This is a genomic window from Mycobacterium branderi (genome assembly GCF_010728725.1).
Lineage (GTDB): Bacteria > Actinomycetota > Actinomycetes > Mycobacteriales > Mycobacteriaceae > Mycobacterium > Mycobacterium branderi.
Window position 1 is genome coordinate 71,461 of sequence record NZ_AP022606.1, and the last position, 16,614, is coordinate 88,074.

Annotated in this window: 14 protein-coding genes and 1 pseudogene; 9 read left to right on the top strand and 6 right to left on the bottom strand. The window is 66.4% G+C overall.

Annotated features, from left to right (window positions below; all coding sequences use genetic code 11):
- Positions 1–152: 152 nt before the first annotated feature.
- The 5 genes from G6N47_RS00560 to G6N47_RS00580 are packed head-to-tail and all read left to right on the top strand — an operon-like array spanning position 153 to position 7,851.
- The gene (locus G6N47_RS00560; protein ID WP_083130449.1) at positions 153–3,833 is read left to right on the top strand and encodes a nitrate reductase subunit alpha; all 3,681 of its coding nucleotides are present in this window, start codon (positions 153–155) and stop codon (positions 3,831–3,833) included.
- Positions 3,833–5,380: a nitrate reductase subunit beta gene (gene narH / locus G6N47_RS00565; RefSeq protein WP_083129720.1), complete on the top strand. Its 1,548-nt coding sequence runs from the start codon at positions 3,833–3,835 to the stop codon at positions 5,378–5,380. The genes G6N47_RS00560 and narH overlap by 1 nt, the downstream gene beginning before the upstream one ends.
- Entirely contained in the window at positions 5,377–6,015 is a 639-nt protein-coding gene (narJ, locus tag G6N47_RS00570) for a nitrate reductase molybdenum cofactor assembly chaperone (RefSeq protein ID WP_083129721.1), read from the top strand. Before narH ends, narJ begins: the two co-directional genes overlap by 4 nt.
- The gene (gene narI, locus G6N47_RS00575) at positions 6,003–6,752 is read left to right on the top strand and encodes a respiratory nitrate reductase subunit gamma (protein WP_232080086.1); all 750 of its coding nucleotides are present in this window, start codon (positions 6,003–6,005) and stop codon (positions 6,750–6,752) included. Before narJ ends, narI begins: the two co-directional genes overlap by 13 nt.
- Complete coding sequence (locus tag G6N47_RS00580) at positions 6,739–7,851, top strand: tellurite resistance/C4-dicarboxylate transporter family protein (RefSeq protein ID WP_264007069.1); 1,113 nt, start codon at positions 6,739–6,741, stop codon at positions 7,849–7,851. Before narI ends, G6N47_RS00580 begins: the two co-directional genes overlap by 14 nt.
- On the opposite strand, the gene G6N47_RS00585 is transcribed toward G6N47_RS00580, so the two are convergent.
- Positions 7,775–8,095, bottom strand: a complete 321-nt coding sequence (locus G6N47_RS00585; RefSeq protein ID WP_083129723.1) for a hypothetical protein — start codon at positions 8,093–8,095, stop codon at positions 7,775–7,777. The genes G6N47_RS00580 and G6N47_RS00585 overlap by 77 nt on opposite strands.
- 23 nt (positions 8,096–8,118) lie before the next feature.
- Here G6N47_RS00585 and hisN point away from each other — a divergent pair, with 23 nt between their 5' ends.
- From hisN to G6N47_RS00605, 4 genes are all read left to right on the top strand, one after another.
- Entirely contained in the window at positions 8,119–8,901 is a 783-nt protein-coding gene (gene hisN / locus G6N47_RS00590) for a histidinol-phosphatase (RefSeq protein ID WP_083129724.1), read from the top strand.
- A gap of 23 nt (positions 8,902–8,924) precedes the next feature.
- On the top strand, positions 8,925–10,013 hold the full coding sequence (gene amrS / locus G6N47_RS00595; RefSeq protein WP_083129725.1) for an AmmeMemoRadiSam system radical SAM enzyme: 1,089 nt from the start codon (positions 8,925–8,927) through the stop codon (positions 10,011–10,013).
- Between the two features lie 92 nt (positions 10,014–10,105).
- On the top strand, positions 10,106–11,488 hold the full coding sequence (locus tag G6N47_RS00600; RefSeq protein ID WP_083130451.1) for an acyl-CoA dehydrogenase family protein: 1,383 nt from the start codon (positions 10,106–10,108) through the stop codon (positions 11,486–11,488).
- Between the two features lie 27 nt (positions 11,489–11,515).
- The gene (locus G6N47_RS00605; RefSeq protein ID WP_083129726.1) at positions 11,516–12,724 is read left to right on the top strand and encodes an acyl-CoA dehydrogenase family protein; all 1,209 of its coding nucleotides are present in this window, start codon (positions 11,516–11,518) and stop codon (positions 12,722–12,724) included.
- A gap of 22 nt (positions 12,725–12,746) precedes the next feature.
- On the opposite strand, the gene G6N47_RS00610 is transcribed toward G6N47_RS00605, so the two are convergent.
- From G6N47_RS00610 to G6N47_RS00630, 5 genes and pseudogenes are all read right to left on the bottom strand, one after another.
- On the bottom strand, positions 12,747–13,034 hold the full coding sequence (locus G6N47_RS00610) for a WXG100 family type VII secretion target (protein ID WP_083129727.1): 288 nt from the start codon (positions 13,032–13,034) through the stop codon (positions 12,747–12,749).
- Positions 13,035–13,086: 52 nt separating this feature from the next.
- Entirely contained in the window at positions 13,087–14,025 is a 939-nt protein-coding gene (locus tag G6N47_RS00615; protein ID WP_083129728.1) for a fumarylacetoacetate hydrolase family protein, read from the bottom strand.
- Positions 14,022–15,152 carry a VOC family protein gene (locus G6N47_RS00620; RefSeq protein WP_083129729.1) on the bottom strand — a complete coding sequence of 377 codons (1,131 nt, stop codon included), beginning with the start codon at positions 15,150–15,152 and terminating at the stop codon, positions 14,022–14,024. The genes G6N47_RS00615 and G6N47_RS00620 overlap by 4 nt, the downstream gene beginning before the upstream one ends.
- Positions 15,149–16,159 (bottom strand): 4-hydroxy-2-oxovalerate aldolase, encoded by a 1,011-nt coding sequence (gene dmpG / locus G6N47_RS00625; protein ID WP_083129730.1) that lies wholly within the window; start codon positions 16,157–16,159, stop codon positions 15,149–15,151. The genes G6N47_RS00620 and dmpG overlap by 4 nt, the downstream gene beginning before the upstream one ends.
- 11 nt (positions 16,160–16,170) lie before the next feature.
- Positions 16,171–16,608, bottom strand: a pseudogene (locus G6N47_RS00630) (acetaldehyde dehydrogenase (acetylating)); the annotation flags it as partial.
- Between the last annotated feature and the right edge of the window lie 6 nt (positions 16,609–16,614).

Sequence of the window (16,614 nt, forward strand, 5' to 3'; positions counted from 1 at the left end):
ATCACGGACGGGGAGGCGTAGGTGTAATCCATCGTCCCGGGTCGGGCTAGGAGCACAGGCGCGTGGTTGACACGGCAGACGTCAGGACTCAACCGTCGCCCGGTGATGAGCGTGTCGACGCCGCCACCGCCGAGCAGTCGCCACGCGCCTTGCTGGCACCGCTGCTGCCTGGCGGCGAACCCGTCGAATCGCTGCTGCGCAAGGCGCAGTACTTCACCGCCGGCACACCCACTCCTGACCATCGCGAAGTGCACCGGCGGGGCGGTCGCGGCGCCGAGGAGTTCTACCGCGAGCGCTGGCGGCACGGCAAAGAAGTGCGCTCGACGCACGGCGTGAACTGCACCGGCTCCTGCTCGTGGAAGGTGTTCGTCAAGGAAGGCATCATCGCCTGGGAGACCCAGGCCACCGACTACCCATCGGTCGGCCCGGACAGTCCCGAGTACGAGCCGCGCGGCTGCCCGCGGGGCGCGTCGTTTTCCTGGTACACCTATTCGCCGTCGCGGGTGAAGTTCCCCTACGTCCGGGAGCCGCTGCTTCAGATGTGGCGGGAAACCCGTGCGCGCCTTGCCGATCCGGTCGAGGCGTGGGCGGAGATCACGTCCGACCCGCAACGGACCGCCCGGTACAAGCAGAATCGCGGCAAGGGCGGGTTCCTGCGCGCGACGTGGCAAGAAGTGAGCGAGCTGATCGCGGCCGCCCACGTGCACACGATCAAGACCTACGGCCCGGACCGGGTAGTGGGCTTTTCGCCGATTCCGGCGATGTCCCAAGTCTCCTACGCGGCGGGCACCCGGTTCCTGTCGATGATCGGCGGCACGATCCTGTCGTTCTACGACTGGTACGCGGACATGCCGCTGGCCTCGCCGCAGGTCTACGGCGACCAGACCGACGTGCCGGAGTCCGGTGACTGGTGGAACGCCGCCTACCTGATCATCTGGGGCACCAACCTGCCGATCACCCGCACCCCCGACGCGCACTTCATGGTGGAGGCCCGCTACCGCGGGCAGAAGGTCGTCGTCGTCAGCCCCGACTACTCCGACCACACCAAGTTCGCCGACGACTGGCTCGCCTGCGCGCCCGGCGCCGACGGCGCGCTCGCGATGGCAATGGGCCACGTCGTGCTCTCGGAGTTCTTCCGCGACCGCCAGGTGCCCTATTTCCAGCAGTACGTGAAGACCTACACCGACCTGCCGTTCCTGGTGACCCTGCGCGAACACGGCGACGCCTACGTGCCCGACCGGTTCCTCACCGCTGCCGATCTCGGCCATGCCGACGAGCGCGCCGTCCACCAGACCGTGCTGCTGGACGCCAAGACGGGAGAACCCGTCGTGCCCAACGGCACGCTGGCCGACCACTACACCGACGCCGGCAGGGGCAAGTGGAACCTCGACCTCGGCGACGTCGACCCGGTGCTGACCCTGCACGGCCATGGCGCCGAGGCGGTCGCAATCGACTTGCCCCGCTTCGACATTGGCGACACCGAGGGCGGCACCGCGATCCGCCGCGGTGTTCCAGTCATGCGGCTGGGCGAGAAGCTGGTGACGACGGTGTTCGACCTGCTGATGGCCCACTACGCGGTGCGCCGCGACGGGCTGCCGGGTGAGTGGCCCACCGGCTACGACGACGCGTCGCAACCGTACACACCGGCATGGCAGGAGGCGATCACCTCGGTGCCCGCCGCCGCAGCCGCGCGGGTGGCACGCGAATTCGCCCGGAGCGCAGAGCTTTCCAAGGGGCGGTCGATGATCGCAATGGGCGCGGGAACCAACCACTGGTTCCACTCCGACCAGATCTACCGCACCTTCTTCACGCTGACCATGCTGTGCGGCTGCCAGGGCGTCAACGGCGGCGGCTGGGCGCACTACGTCGGGCAGGAGAAGGTACGCCCGCTCACCGGCTGGCAGCAGGTCGCATTCGCGCTGGACTGGCAACGGCCCACCCGGCAGATGACCGGCACGTCGTTCTTCTACCTGCACACCGACCAGTGGCGCTATGAGCAGTTCGGCGCCGCCGAACTATCAACCCCACTGGGCCGCGGCCTGTTCCGTGGCAAGGCGATGGTCGACGCGCTGGCGCAGGCGTCCCGGCTGGGGTGGACGCCGACGTTTCCGACCTTCGATCGCAACACCCTGGAACTGGCCGACGCGGCCGAAGAAGCCGGCAAGAGCATCGGCGACTATGTGGTCGACGAACTGCAAAGCGGCCGTTTGCATTTCGCTGGCGAGGATCCGGACAATCCCGTGAACTTCCCGCGCGTGCTCACGGTGTGGCGGGCCAACCTGCTGGGGTCCTCGGGCAAGGGCATGGAGTACTTCATGAAGCACCTGCTCGGCGCGGAGAATGCCGTGCGAGCCGACGAGACGCCCAGCGCGCTGCGGCCGGCCGAGGTGCGTTGGCGCGACGAAGCACCTTGCGGCAAGCTGGATTTGGCCGTGGCCATCGACTTCCGGATGACCAGCACTTGCACGTATTCCGACATCGTGTTGCCGGCGGCCACCTGGTACGAGAAGTACGACATCTCCACGACCGACATGCACCCGTTCGTGCATTCGTTCAACCCGGCCATCCCCCCGCCGTGGGAGGCCCGCACCGACTTCGACGCGTTTGCCACCATCGCCCGTGACTTCTCCCGGCTGGCCGCCAAACACCTGGGCACCCGCACCGACGTGATCGCCGCGCCGCTGCTGCACGACACCGCCGACGAGATGGCCCAGCCCGGCGGAGTGGTGCGCGACTGGCGCTACGGCGAATGCGAGCCGCTGCCCGGCAAGACGATGCCGAAGCTGGTGACGGTCGAGCGCGACTACGGCGCGGTCGCCGAAAAGATGGCCGCGCTGGGTCCGCTGGTCGAGACGGCCGGCACTCAAGTCAAGGGGGTGGCCTGGAAACCGGTTGCGGCCGTGGACTTTCTGGCCCGCAAGAACGGCACCGCACACGGCGGCGTGACCGACGGACGGCCGTCGCTGGCGCGCGACGTGCATATGGCCGAGGCCATTCTGGCGTTGTCGGGCACCACGAACGGCGCGGTCGCGCTGCAGGGCTGGCAGGCGCTTGAGGAGCGCACCGGCATGCGTCTGGCGGACCTGGCCGAGGAGCGTGCCGGTGAGCACATCACGTTCGAGGACACCCAGATCCAGCCGCGCTCGGTGATGACCTCACCGGAGTGGTCGGGCAGCGAGACCGGCGGGCGCCGCTACTCGCCGTTCGTCGTCAACGTCGAACGCCGCAAGCCCTGGCACACGCTGACCGGGCGGATGCATTTCTTCCTCGACCACGACTGGATCGCCGAATACGGCGAATGGCTGCCGGTGTATCGGCCGCCGCTGAACTATCCCCGGCATTTCGGCAACCAGGAACTGGGTGAGCAAGGCCGACCGGACATCACCGTGCGCTACCTCACCCCGCACTCCAAGTGGTCGATTCACTCGGAGTATCAGGACAACCTGCACATGCTGCGGCTGTTCCGCGGCGGGCCGGTGATCTGGATGAGCCCCGAGGACGCCGCCACCATCGGCGTCAAAGACAACGACTGGATCGAGGCCTACAACCGCAACGGCGTGGTGGCCTGCCGGGCCGTCGTCACCCACCGGATGCCCAAAGGCACGGTCTTCATGTACCACGCCATGGACCGGCACCTGATGACCCCGAAGTCGGAGGTGTCGGGATGGCATGGCGGCGGCGACAATTCGCTGACCCGGTTGGCGATCAAGCCGACGCACATGATCGGCGGCTATGCCCAGATGTCGTTCGGCTTCAACTATTACGGCCCCACCGGCAACCAGCGCGACGAGATCACCGTCATCCGCCGCCGCTCGCAGGAGGTGCAGTACTGATGCGAGTGATGGCACACGTGGCGATGGTGATGAACCTCGACAAGTGCATCGGCTGCCACACCTGCACGGTCACCTGCAAGCAGGTGTGGACCAACCGGCCCGGAACCGAGTACGTCTACTTCAACAACGTCGAAACCAAGCCGGGAATCGGCTATCCCAAACGCTACGAAGACCAGGAGCAGTGGCACGGCGGCTGGACGCTGGACCGCAAGGGCCGCCTGCAGCTCAAGGCCGGCGGGCGGCTGCGCAAGCTGCTGTCGATCTTCTACAACCCGGACCTGCCCAGCATCGACGACTACGGCGATCCGTGGACCTACGACTACCAGACCGTCATCGACGCGCCGCTGGGCTCGCACAACCCGACCGCGCATTCGATCTCCTCGCTGACGGGGCGGGATATGCCGGTCAAGTGGGGCAGCAATTTCGACGACGACTTGGCCGGCGCGCCGGAACTCGCGGTCGATGATCCGAACCTGGCCGGGCTCGAGGACCGGGTGAAGATGGAGTTCGAGCAGGTGTTCATGTTCTACCTGCCCCGCATCTGCGAGCACTGTCTCAACCCGTCCTGTGTGGCGTCGTGTCCGTCGGGGGCGATGTACAAGCGCGCCGAGGACGGCATCGTGCTGGTCGACCAGGACCGCTGCCGCGGCTGGCGCTTCTGCGTGTCCGGATGTCCTTACAAGAAGGTGTATTTCAACCACCGCACCGGCAAGGCGGAAAAGTGCACGTTCTGCTACCCCCGCGTCGAGCAGGGCATGCCGACGGTCTGCTCGGAAACGTGCGTGGGCCGCCTGCGCTATCTCGGTCTGTTCCTCTACGACGCCGACAAGGTGCTGAACGCGGCCGCCACACCCGACGTCGGCGACCTCTACGAGGCCCAGCTCGGCGTGTTCCTGGACCCGAATGACCCGACCGTGCAGGCCGAGGCGGCCCGGGCCGGAATCCCGCACGACTGGATTCAGGCCGCGCAGCGCTCCCCTGTCTACGAGCTGGCGGTGCGGCACAAGGTTGCGCTGCCGCTGCACCCGGAATTCCGCACCCTGCCGATGGTGTGGTACATCCCGCCGCTGTCGCCAGTGGCCGACGTGGTCAATGCCGCCGGCTACGACGACAATCCCGACAACGTGTTCGCCACGATCGACGCGCTGCGCATCCCGATCGAATACCTGGCCAACCTGTTCACCGCCGGCGACGCCGAGGTAGTGCGCACGGTATTGCGCAAACTGGCTGCGGTGCGGGCGATTCAACGCGCCGGGCAGCTCGGCCTCGACGTCGACGAGAACCTGCCCGCCTCGGTCGGCGCCACCACCGACGATCTCGCCGACCTGTACCGGTTGCTGGCCATCGCGAAATACGAAGAGCGCTACGTGATTCCGCCTGCCCACACCGAAGAGGCCGGCAAGCTGATGGGCCAGCACGAGCAGCTGTTCTGCAGCCTCGACACCGATGGCGGGCCGGGCATGGGCGGCTACGGTCCGCCCAAGACCGGTCGCCTCAACTTGCTGAATTGGAATGGCCGGGACCGCGATTCGAGGATGTTCCCATGAACACCCAGACGATGAAGCTGGCCTCGGTGCTGCTGCAATACCCGACGGCGGCGTTGTTCGACGGGCTCGACGCGCTCGAGAAGTTCGCCGCCGGCACCACGCCGAAGCCGGCGCGGGAATCGTTCGGCAGGTTCCTCGGCTGGCTGCGCGCCACACCGCCCAACGAAGTGGCGCAGCACTACGTGCAGACGTTCGATCTGCACCGGCGCTGCACGCTGTACCTGACCTACTACCGCTATGGCGACACCCGCAAGCGCGGCATGGCGATGGTGATCTTCAAAACCGCTTACCGCGACGCCGGTTTCGTTCCATGCGACGACGAGCTGCCCGACTACCTGCCGATGGTGCTCGACTTCGCTGCGCTGTGTCCCCGCGGCCAGCGGCTGCTGACCGGACACCGCGCCGATCTGGAGTTGTTGCGGCGCAACCTGACCAAGGCCGAGTCGCCCTACGCCGACGTGGTGGCCGCGGTGATCGCCGACCTGCCCGGCCTCGGCAAGCGCGAGCTGGAGCAGGTGCGGGCCGCATGGGAGTCCGGCCCGCCCCGCGAGGACGTCGGGCTCGAGCCGTTCGCCCCGCCCGAATATCTGTCCGGCTACGGAGCCGCAAGTGGGAGCGCTCAATGGCAACGATGACCACGTGGAACATCTGGTGGTGGGTGATCCTGCCCTACATCGCGCTCGTCGTCTTCGTCGTCGGCCATATCTGGCGCTGGCAGTACGACCAGTTCGGCTGGACCAGCCGCTCCACGCAACTGCAGGAGCGCCGGCTGCTCAAATGGGGCTCGCCGCTGTTTCACTACGCGACCTTCGCCGCGATCGCGGGACACATCCTGGGCATCCTGGTGCCCAAAGAGTTCACCGACTGGCTCGGCATCCCCGAAACCTGGTACCAGGATTTCTCCGCCGTCGCCGGGTCGACCGCCGCGGTCGGCATCCTCATCGGCGCCGGCATCCTGACGTTTCGCCGCACCGCCATCCCCCGCGTGCGCGCCACCACCAGCGCCGTCGACTACCTCGCGCTGATCCTGCTCGGAATCATCGTGCTGCTGGGCATTTTCCTGACCCTGGGCATCGAGGACACCTCGCACTACGAGTACCGCAACACCGTCGGCGTCTGGTTCCGCAGCCTGTTCGCCTTCCACCCCGACGTCAAGGCGATCACAAGCGCACCGTGGCTCTACCAGGTGCACGCCGTCGCGTCGTGGGCGATCTTCATCGTCTGGCCGTTCAGCCGGCTGGTACACGCGTGGAGCTATCCGCTGTGGTACCTGTGGCGGCCCTATATTGTCATCCGCAGCCGCGTCGCGAGGCCCCCGGAAGAGCCGGGCACCGGCGGGCGGAAGTGGCGAAAGATTGGTGTCCCTTACTGAGACCGACCGGGCAACCGGCATCGGCGAAGCGGTACGAACGCTGCATCCCGGCTATTTCGCGCTGGTGATGGCCACCGGCATCGTGTCGATCGGGATGCACAACCACGGCATGTACGCCCTGTCGGTGGTGTTGCTGTGGCTGGGCTTCATCGCGTTCGCCGTCCTGGTGGTTGTCACCGCGGCACGGATCGTCGTTTTCCGCGCCGACTTCGCCGCAGACCTGCGCGACCCTCGACGCGCGTTCGGGTCCTTCACCTTCGTCGCCGCCGCCGACGTGCTGGGTACCCGGCTGGCCGTCGACACGCATTACCGGATTGCGTTGGTGCTGTTGCTGGTCGGCTCGCTGGCCTGGCTGGTTCTGGGCTATGTGGTGCCCTGGGCCGCGGTGTTGCGCACCACGCACCGGCCGGTGCTGCAGCACGCCAACGGCACCTGGTTCATCTGGGTGGTGGCCAGTGAGTCGGTCGCGGTGCTCGCGGCCGCGCTGGAGCCCGAACTGGAAACCGGGCGGCGCGAACTGGCATTGCTGGCGGTGCTGTGCTGGTCGGTCGGAGTGTTTCTCTACGGTGCCGCCGGCATCTTCGTCGGCGCGCGCATGCTGCTGTACGGGCTGCGACCCGAGGACCTCACCCCGCCGCTGTGGGTGTCGATGGGCGCCACCGCGATCACCGTGGTCGCCGGCGCCCGGATCGTGGAGATGGCGCACGCGCCCATGGTCGACGCCACCAGCGGCCTGATCGCCGGAATGTCGGTGGTGTTCTGGGCCTTCGGAACCTGGCTGATCCCGCCGCTGATCGGCGCCGGCATCTGGAAGCACGTGGTGCATCGCATCCCGCTGCGCTACGAGGCGCCGCTGTGGAGCGTGGTGTTCCCGCTGGGCATGTACGGGGTGGGCGGCGACTACCTGGGTAAGGCCGACCGCCTGCCGATCGTGGAATACATCGGCGCCGACGAAAGCTGGATCGCGCTGGCGGCGTGGGTCGTCACGTTTGTCGCGATGCTGCACCATCTGGCGACCACGCTCAGGCGTCCGGAGGCGCAAAGCTCCAGTTGTCCGGATTCTTCTGCGAGTACACCACCGGCAGCAGCTGACCCATAGTCGGCCAGTCGTCGACGTTGACGGCCATGCGCTGATAGACGGGGTGCTCGTTGACGGTGGGCCCGTTGATCACGCCGGTGATCGTGACGAACTGCTCGCCCGTGGCATCAGGCCGCGGGCTGACGCCGGTCACCAGCAGTGTGCCGCTGACCGCGTCGGCGGCGCGTCGTTGGCGAAGCCTGGGCGCCAAGAGCACCAGCACCGCCCCGACCAGCAAAAGAAGCGCACCGATGTCCCAGCCCACCTGGCCATGGTAGGACTACCACCATGACGCGCCCCGACGATCTCGCGGTGGCGCTGGCGCTGGCCGACCGTGCCGACGCGGTGACCTTGGCGCGGTTCGGCGCGCTGGACCTGCAGGTCGACACCAAACCAGACCTCACACCGGTGACCGACGCGGACCGGGCCGTCGAAACCGAGCTGCGTTCTGCGCTGGCCCACGACCGCCCCGGTGACAGCATTGTCGGCGAAGAGTTCGGCGGCTCAACGACTTTCAGCGGAAGGCAGTGGGTTGTCGACCCGATCGACGGCACCAAGAATTTTGTGCGCGGCGTACCGGTGTGGGCCAGCCTGATCGCGCTGCTCGACGACGGCGTCCCGCGCGTCGGGGTGATCAGCGCCCCGGCGCTGCAGCGGCGGTGGTGGGCGGCCAGCGGCGCGGGCGCGTTCGCGACGGTCGGCGACTCCACGCCGCGACGCCTGTCGGTGTCCTCGGTGGCGGAGTTGAGCGCGGCCAGCCTGTCGTTTTCCAGCCTGTCCGGGTGGGCAGATCTGGGGCTGCGCGACCGCTTCGTCGCACTGACCGACGGCGTGTGGCGGGTGCGCGCCTACGGCGACTTCTGGTCGTATTGCCTTGTTGCCGAGGGCGCTGTCGACGTCGCTGCGGAACCGGAGGTGTCGGTGTGGGACCTGGCCGCGCTCGACGTCCTGGTGCGCGAGGCGGGCGGGACGTTCACCAGCCTCGACGGCACGGCCGGCCCGCACGGCGGCACCGCGGTGGCCACCAACGGCCTGTTGCACGAGCAGGTGCTGGACCGACTGCGGGCGTAGCCTGAGCGTCGGGAGCTTTGGCGATGACCGATCCGTTCACGATCCCGACGCAGCACTGGCATCGCCTCGGCGACGGCCGGATTCAGTGCGACGTGTGTCCGCGGGCCTGCAAGCTGCACGAGCGTCAGCGCGGGCTGTGCTTCGTGCGCGGCCGCTTCGACGACCAAATCGTGTTGACCAGTTACGGCCGCTCCAGCGGGTTTTGCGTCGATCCGGTCGAGAAGAAGCCGCTCAACCACTTCCTGCCCGGCTCGGCCGTGTTGTCGTTCGGCACCGCGGGGTGCAACCTCGCCTGCAAGTTCTGCCAAAACTGGGACATCTCCAAGTCCCGCGAGACCGACACACTGGCCAGCCGCGCCACGCCGGTCGACATCGCCCGGGTAGCCGACGAATTAGGTTGCCGCAGTGTGGCTTTCACCTACAACGACCCGACCATCTTCTGGGAATACGCCGCAGACGTCGCCGACGCCTGCCACCAGCGGGGCATCAAGGCCATCGCGGTGACCGCGGGCTACATGTGTGCCGAACCGCGCGCGGAGTTCTACCGCCACATCGACGCCGCCAACGTCGACCTCAAGGCGTTCACCGAAGACTTCTACCGCAAGGTGTGCGTCGGGCACCTCGCCGACGTGCTGGACACGCTGGCCTACCTGTGCCGCGAAACAGACGTGTGGGTGGAGATCACCACGCTGCTGATCCCGGGATACAACGACAGCGACACCGAGATCGCCGCGGAGTGCGCCTGGATCGCCGAGAACCTGGGCGTCGACGTCCCGGTCCACTTCACCGCGTTCCACCCGGACTACAAGATGACCGATACCCCGCCGACGCCGCCTTCGACCCTGAGCAGGGCGCGGCGGATCGGCATCGGGGAAGGTCTGCGCTACGTCTACACCGGCAACGTTCACGACCCCGACGGCGGGACCACGGTGTGCCCGGGGTGCGGATCGGCGGTCGTGGTTCGCGATTGGTACGCGATGCGGCGTTACGCGTTGAGCGACGACGGCCGATGCCGCGGGTGCGGTTTCCAGTTGGCTGGTGTGTACGACGGGCCGGTCGGGCATTGGGGGCAGCGGCGGTTGCCGCTGCTGACCAGCCTCTCCCAGATGTGAAGTATTTAACAGGCGCCTTCTATCTTACTCCGGAGTAAGATCAGCGGTACCGCATTGGCCCAATGACCGTGCTCAATCAAAAGGCTGCTGACATGACCAACACCGCCACCAACGGGCGTCCCAAGCGAACCGGCCGCAAGACCGCCGTCGGCGAGCACAAACACAAGCGAACCGGGATCGACATCAGCCTGGCGCTACTCACCCCGATCGTCGGCCAGGACTTCCTGGACAAGTACCACCTGCGTGATCCGCTGAACAAGACGTTGCGCTACGGCGTCAAGACAATGTTCTCCGCCGCGGGCGCCACCAACCGGCAGTTCAAGAAAGTTCAGGGTCTGCGCGGCGGGCCAACCCGGCTCAAGGCCAGCGGCAAAGACTACTTCGACCTGACGCCCGACGACGACCAGAAGCTGATCGTCGAAACCGTCGAAGAGTTCGCCGAAGAAGTGCTGCGGCCCGCCGCGCACGACGCCGACGAAGCCACCACCTATCCCCCGGACCTGATCGCGAAGGCGGCAGAGCTGGGCATCACCGCAGTCAACGTGCCGGAAGACTTCGAGGGCATCGCCGAACAGCGCTCCAGCGTGACCAACGTGCTGGTGGCCGAGGCGCTCGCGTACGGCGACATGGGTTTGGCGCTGCCGATACTCGCGCCCGCCGGCGTGGCAGCAGCACTCACCCATTGGGGCAGCGCCGACCAGCAGGCCACCTACCTCAAGGAATTCGCCGGCGACAACGTTCCGCAGGCCTGCGTGGCGATCGCCGAGCCGCAACCGTTGTTCGACCCGACGGCCCTGAAGACCACTGCCGTGCGTACCCCGAGTGGCTATCGCCTGGACGGGGTGAAGTCGTTGGTGCCGGCGGCCGCCAACGCCGAATTGTTCGTCGTCGCAGCACAATTGAACGGCAAGCCAACGATGTTCATCGTCGAGTCGTCGACGCAGGGCCTGACCGTCAAGCCCGACCCCAGCATGGGCATCCGCGCCGCCGCGATCGGTCAGGTCGAGTTGGACAAGGTGTCGGTGCCGTTGAGCGCCCGCCTCGGCGAGGATGACGCCAGCGACGCCGACTATTCCGAGGCGATCGCGTTGTCCCGGCTGGGTTGGGCGGCGCTGGCGGTTGGCACCTCGCACGCGGTGCTCGACTACGTCGTCCCCTATGTCAAAGAGCGCGAGGCGTTCGGCGAGCCGATCGCCCATCGGCAGTCGGTGGCGTTCATGTGCGCCAACATCGCCATCGAACTTGACGGCCTGAGGATGATCACCTGGCGCGGCGCGGCGCGGGCCGAACAGGGCCTGCCGTTCGCCCGGGAAGCGGCGCTGGCCAAGCGCCTGGGCGCCGACAAGGGCATGCAGATCGGCCTGGATGGCGTGCAGCTGCTCGGCGGTCACGGCTACACCAAGGAACACCCGGTCGAGCGCTGGTACCGCGACCTGCGGGCAATCGGCATCGCCGAGGGTGTCGTCGTTATCTGAGTTTTTCCGACAACCGAAAGACCCATCATGGCAATCAATTTGGAACTTCCCAAGAAGATGCACGCCGTCATCGACAAGGCGCACCAGGGCGCTGCCGAGATGATGCGGCCGATCGCCCGTAAATACGACCTGAACGAGCACGCCTACCCCGTCGAGCTCGACACGCTGGCCAACCTGTTCGAGGGAGCCGTCGAGTCCAACGGCCTGGGTCTCTCTGGCGCCGAGGCATTCCGGGCAGGCGAAAGCAAGGACGAAAACCGCAACGGCGCCAACATGGCAGCGGTGCTGCAAGCGTTGGAAGCCAGTTGGGGTGACGCCGCGATGATGCTGTCGATGCCCTATCAAGGGCTGGGCAACGCGGCGATCTCCGGTGTGGCCACCGACGAACAGCTGAAACGCCTGGGCAAGGTGTGGGCGGCGATGGCCATCACCGAACCGGGCTTCGGGTCCGATTCGGCGGCCGTGTCGACGACCGCCAAACTGGACGGCGACGAATACGTGATCAACGGCGAGAAAATCTTCGTCACCGCCGGTTCGCGGGCCACGCACATCGTGGTGTGGGCGACGCTGGACAAGTCGAAGGGCCGCCCGGCGATCAAGTCGTTCATCGTTCCGCGCGAGCATCCTGGTGTCACGGTCGAACGGCTCGAGAACAAGTTGGGTATCAAAGGCTCCGACACCGCCGTGATCCGGTTCGACAATGTGCGCATCCCGAAGGAGAACCTGCTCGGCAACCCGGAAATCGAGCCCGGCAAAGGGTTCGCCGGGGTTATGGAGACCTTCGACAACACCCGGCCGGTCGTCGCCGCCATGGCCGTGGGTGTTGCCCGCGCCGCGCTGGAAGAGCTGCGCAAGATCCTCACCAACGCGGGCGTCGAGATCTCCTATGACAAGCCGTCGCACGCCCAAAGCGCCGCGGCCGCAGAGTTTTTGCGGATGGAGGCCGACTGGGAGGCCAGCTACCTGCTGACGTTGCGCGCGGCGTGGCAGGCCGACAACAGCATCCCCAACTCCAAAGAAGCGTCGATGGCCAAGGCCAAGGCCGGCCGAGTAGGCAGCGACATCACGTGTAAGGCCGTCGAGTTGGCCGGCACCGCAGGCTATTCCGAGCAGAGCCTGCTGGAGAAGTGGGCGCGCGATTCGAAGATCATGGACATCTTCGAGGGCACGCAGCAGATCCAGCAGCTGGTGGTGGCGCGACGGCTGCTGGGGCTGAGTTCGGCCGAACTCAAGTGAGCGGCAGGCCGCACACTCGGGGCTAGCTGAAGAGTCCGGTGACCGCGCCTTCGGTCTGGGCCATTGCCTGGCCCGCCTCGCTGATCGTGTTCGCCAGGTTCTGCAGCGCGTCGTTCAGTTCGGTCGCGGTGCGATCCCATCTGGTCTGCACCGCCTGGTAGGCCTCCGAACCGGACCCGGTCCACGCCGCCATCAGCGTGGTGAGCGAACCCCTGCCCTCGTCGAGCAGGCCGTGGGTGGTCTGGACCGCAGCCTGAAGATCACTGGCTCCGCCTTCGATGCCGGCGAAGTTCCATACCTGCTCACTCATGGTTCTCAATGCTACGACGCACACAGCGGTGGTCAGGACACTTTTCCGTGAGTTAGGCGTATCTCACCGTGTTGCGCTGTATGCCCAGGTCAATCGTGTGGTCGTCGGTCGCGACGCTGGTCTCGACGACGTCGCCGTCGCGCAGGTACTTCGGGTTTTTGGCTTGCCGGCTGAAGAACGCCTTCCATTTGACCGCGGGCGGTAGTAGCGAGCCGACGATCTCGATCGGTTTGGGCGGGGCACTGAGCGCGGTGCCGACGGGAGTTCCGGTCAACACCAGATCGCCTGGGTCGAGGCGCTGAAACCGCGTCAACGCTTGAAGCGCCTGCACCGGCGGGTAGAGCATGTCACCGTCCACGACCATGTCCTGACGGAGCTGGCCGTTGACTTTCAGTCGAAGCCGCAAGTCCGCGAAGCGCTTGAGTTCGTCGCGGTCCAGCAGCAGCAGGCGGGGACCGACCGGGGTGAACGTCGGGTACGACTTCGACTCGTAGAACTGGGTTTTGGGAAGCTGCACATCGCGCGCGGACACGTCGTTGGTGACGACGAGTCCCGCGACGTAGTCCGGCAGGTCCGCGTCGGTGATGGTGGTGCCCACCGGCAACTCACGCCCGATGACCAGGCCTATCTCCACCTCGTAGTCCAGGAACCGGACGTGTTCCGGCTTGACGATGTCGTCGAAGGGCCCGCTGATCGAACCTGAGGTCTTACGGAAGAACGTCAAGGGAATCGACTTGGGATCCATCCCGGCGTCTTTGACGTGGGAAGCGTAGTTGGTCATCTGCGCCACTACCCGGCACGGAGCCGTCACCGGGGACAGCAGTTTCAAAGTATCGAGCGGCACCGTTTCGGCGCCCGATGCTGCGGCATCAATGGCCGCGCGGTCGGCCAGCAGCTCGCGGGTCGTGGCGGCCCGGGTGGCGATCTTGGCCGCCCCGCTCGCCGTCGCGACCCACCAGGCGTCGTCGGTGCGCAGGATCGAGATCGTCATGAGTTGGCTACTTTCATCAGCCCGATGAGGCGCTTGATGTCGAATTCGTTGTCGTGGCGAAGTCCGTTGATCATCGAGAGCGCCTCGTGCGGAATGGCTTTGGGGTTGATGCCGAGAAAGTCTTTGGTCACCGGAGGGCCCCACTGCGCTAGCCCGGACGCGGTGAACGGTGCCCAGCCCGGCTCAAGCGTGCAGTCGAACATGTCGCCGTCGGTGAAATGCTCCACCAGGAAGCCGTCCGGATCACGCCAGTAGTCGAATATCTGGCTGCCCTGGATATGGCGGCCGATGCCCCAGGATCGTTGATAGCCATGGCCTTTCAGATACTCACCGCCCGCTGCCAGCGCGTCGAGGTCGCAGACCTGGTAAGCAGAATGCACATAGCGGTTGCCCGGCCCCAGCGCGATGGCCAGCGTGTGATGGTCGGTGGGCATCTGTCCGCGGTCGCAGCGGATGAAACTCATCGCCGGGCCGCGGTCACGCTCACCGGGGAAGTACAGGAAGTCGCTGACGATCATCCCCAGGTGATCCAAATACCAGTCCAGCGCCTCGCGATACTTCGTCGTCTGCAAGACCAGATGCCCGAGCCGTTGCACCCGCGCGGGTTCGCGGGGCGGCCGCTGGGTGCGGTTGGCGCGCCGCAGCTCGTGACCGAAGTTGAAGGTGTGCGCCGTTTGTGCCGGAAGCGCTTCGGCTTCGTGGATGTCGGCGACCACCTTAACCGGAATACCGCTTGGATCAACCAAATCCACGGCAAGTCCGCCAAGGGTCTCGGGCAATGTTCGCGTTGGCGCGCCGGTGGCGTTGGCCAGCCGCCGGACGTCGGCCTCGTCGGCAGCCCTGAAGGCCATTCCGGCAAACCGCGACCGATGGCCACGCCGGATGAGCACGCAGGGACCGCCGGCGTCGGTGCCGCGCAAGTGCAGCTCGTCGTCGGTGCGCAACAGCGTCGTGAAGCCGAACGTCCGCGCGAACGCCTCGGCGCGAATCAGATCCGGCTTCTGAAATTCCAGCCAGGCAAGGTCGTGGACTTTGATTACCGGGCTTCGGGCTCGGCCCGGGTGTTCGCCTCGTCGGGGACCGTGTTCGCTGTGCAGGTCGTGGTGGCCGTCGACTATGCCGCTCATCTGCTACTCCTCTCGGCGGTCAAGTCAAGTGCGATGTCGATGAGCATGTCTTCCTGTCCGCCGACCAGTCCGCGGCGACCGGCCTCTTCGAGAAGGGTCCGGGCGTCGATGTCGTAACGTGTTGCGGCAGTTTCGGCATGGCGCAAGAAGCTGGAGTACACGCCGGCGTAGCCGAGTGTGAGAGTTTCGCGGTCGACGCGCACCGGTCGCTGTTGCAGAGGGCGGACGATATCGTCGGCGGCGTCCTGAAGGGCATGAAGATCGCAGCCGTGCTGCCAGCCCAGCCGGTCGGCCGTCGCAATGAACACCTCCAGCGGTGCGTTGCCGGCGCCGGCGCCCATGCCCGTCAGTGAAGCGTCGACGCGGGATGCGCCGTGCTCGACGGCGACGATCGAATTGGCGACACCCAGCGACAGATTGTGGTGAGCATGGATACCGATTTCCGTTGTGGGTAGCAGGCTTTGGCGCAGCGCGTCGACGCGGTCGGCGACGTCGCCCATGGTCATGGCGCCGCCGGAGTCGACGACATAGATACAGGTGGCGCCGTATCCTTCCATGAGCTTGGCCTGACCGGCCAGTGCCGTGGGCGGGGCCATGTGGCTCATCATGAGGAATCCGACGGTATCCATCCCGAGTTCGCGCGCCGCAGCAATGTGCTTGGCGGAGATGTCGGCTTCGGTGCAGTGCGTGCCCACCCGCACGACGTCGGCACCCGCGCTGTGTGCGTCGTTCAGCTCGCGCACGGTGCCGATGCCGGGCAACACCAGCGTGGCGATCTTCGCGTTTTGAACAACGGCGGCAACGGCTTCGATCCATTCCAGATCGGTGTGGGCGCCGAAACCGTAGACACAGCTGGATCCGCCCAGCCCGTCGCCATGCGCGACCTCGATGGAGTCCACCCCGGCGGCGTCCAGCGCCGCGGCAATGGTTACGGCTTGCTCGATGCTGTATTGGTGGCGCACAGCATGCATGCCATCGCGCAGGGTGACATCGCTGATGTAGATCATCACGTGGCTCCGGCACCCGTGAGTTCGAGCAGAACGCTCACCCGGGAGCCCGTGAACTTGCCGGTCTCGGGAATGTGCAACGGGTTCGCAGAGCTGAACGTTTCGAACTGAATACGCTGCTTCAGCCGGTAACCGGGCACGGACTTTCTCACACTTTCGACCGTCGCGAGCACGTCGCTCTCGATCTGCTGATGGTCAGCGTCCCCGTTGACGAGGCAATAGACCGTGGTGCGCATCATGATGGGCGGGTCGGCGGAGTTGAGGACCATGACCGCCTTGGCGCGCTGCGCTCCCCCGACGACTTGCAATGCGGCCGCGGTGGTTTCGATGAAGTCGTCGACGTTGGCGCGAGTGCAGGGGCTGGCCGACTTCGAGGAAATCGACGACACGATCTCCGCATACGACACAGTTCCGCTGCGCGCCACCGCGGTGACGATCGGCGCGGTGGCTGACAA

Excerpts from the sequence above, each read along its gene's own strand:
- G6N47_RS00605 (WP_083129726.1), top strand. The coding sequence starts at position 11,516 with ATGGCAATCAATTTGGAACTTCCCAAGAAGATGCACGCCGTCATCGAC.
- G6N47_RS00600 (WP_083130451.1), top strand. The coding sequence starts at position 10,106 with ATGACCAACACCGCCACCAACGGGCGTCCCAAGCGAACCGGCCGCAAG.
- narH (WP_083129720.1), top strand. The coding sequence starts at position 3,833 with ATGCGAGTGATGGCACACGTGGCGATGGTGATGAACCTCGACAAGTGC.
- amrS (WP_083129725.1), top strand. The coding sequence starts at position 8,925 with ATGACCGATCCGTTCACGATCCCGACGCAGCACTGGCATCGCCTCGGC.
- narI (WP_232080086.1), top strand. The coding sequence starts at position 6,003 with ATGGCAACGATGACCACGTGGAACATCTGGTGGTGGGTGATCCTGCCC.
- dmpG (WP_083129730.1), bottom strand. The coding sequence starts at position 16,159 with ATGATCTACATCAGCGATGTCACCCTGCGCGATGGCATGCATGCTGTG.
- G6N47_RS00615 (WP_083129728.1), bottom strand. The coding sequence starts at position 14,025 with ATGACGATCTCGATCCTGCGCACCGACGACGCCTGGTGGGTCGCGACG.
- G6N47_RS00620 (WP_083129729.1), bottom strand. The coding sequence starts at position 15,152 with ATGAGCGGCATAGTCGACGGCCACCACGACCTGCACAGCGAACACGGT.
- narJ (WP_083129721.1), top strand. The coding sequence starts at position 5,377 with ATGAACACCCAGACGATGAAGCTGGCCTCGGTGCTGCTGCAATACCCG.
- G6N47_RS00610 (WP_083129727.1), bottom strand. The coding sequence starts at position 13,034 with ATGAGTGAGCAGGTATGGAACTTCGCCGGCATCGAAGGCGGAGCCAGT.
- hisN (WP_083129724.1), top strand. The coding sequence starts at position 8,119 with ATGACGCGCCCCGACGATCTCGCGGTGGCGCTGGCGCTGGCCGACCGT.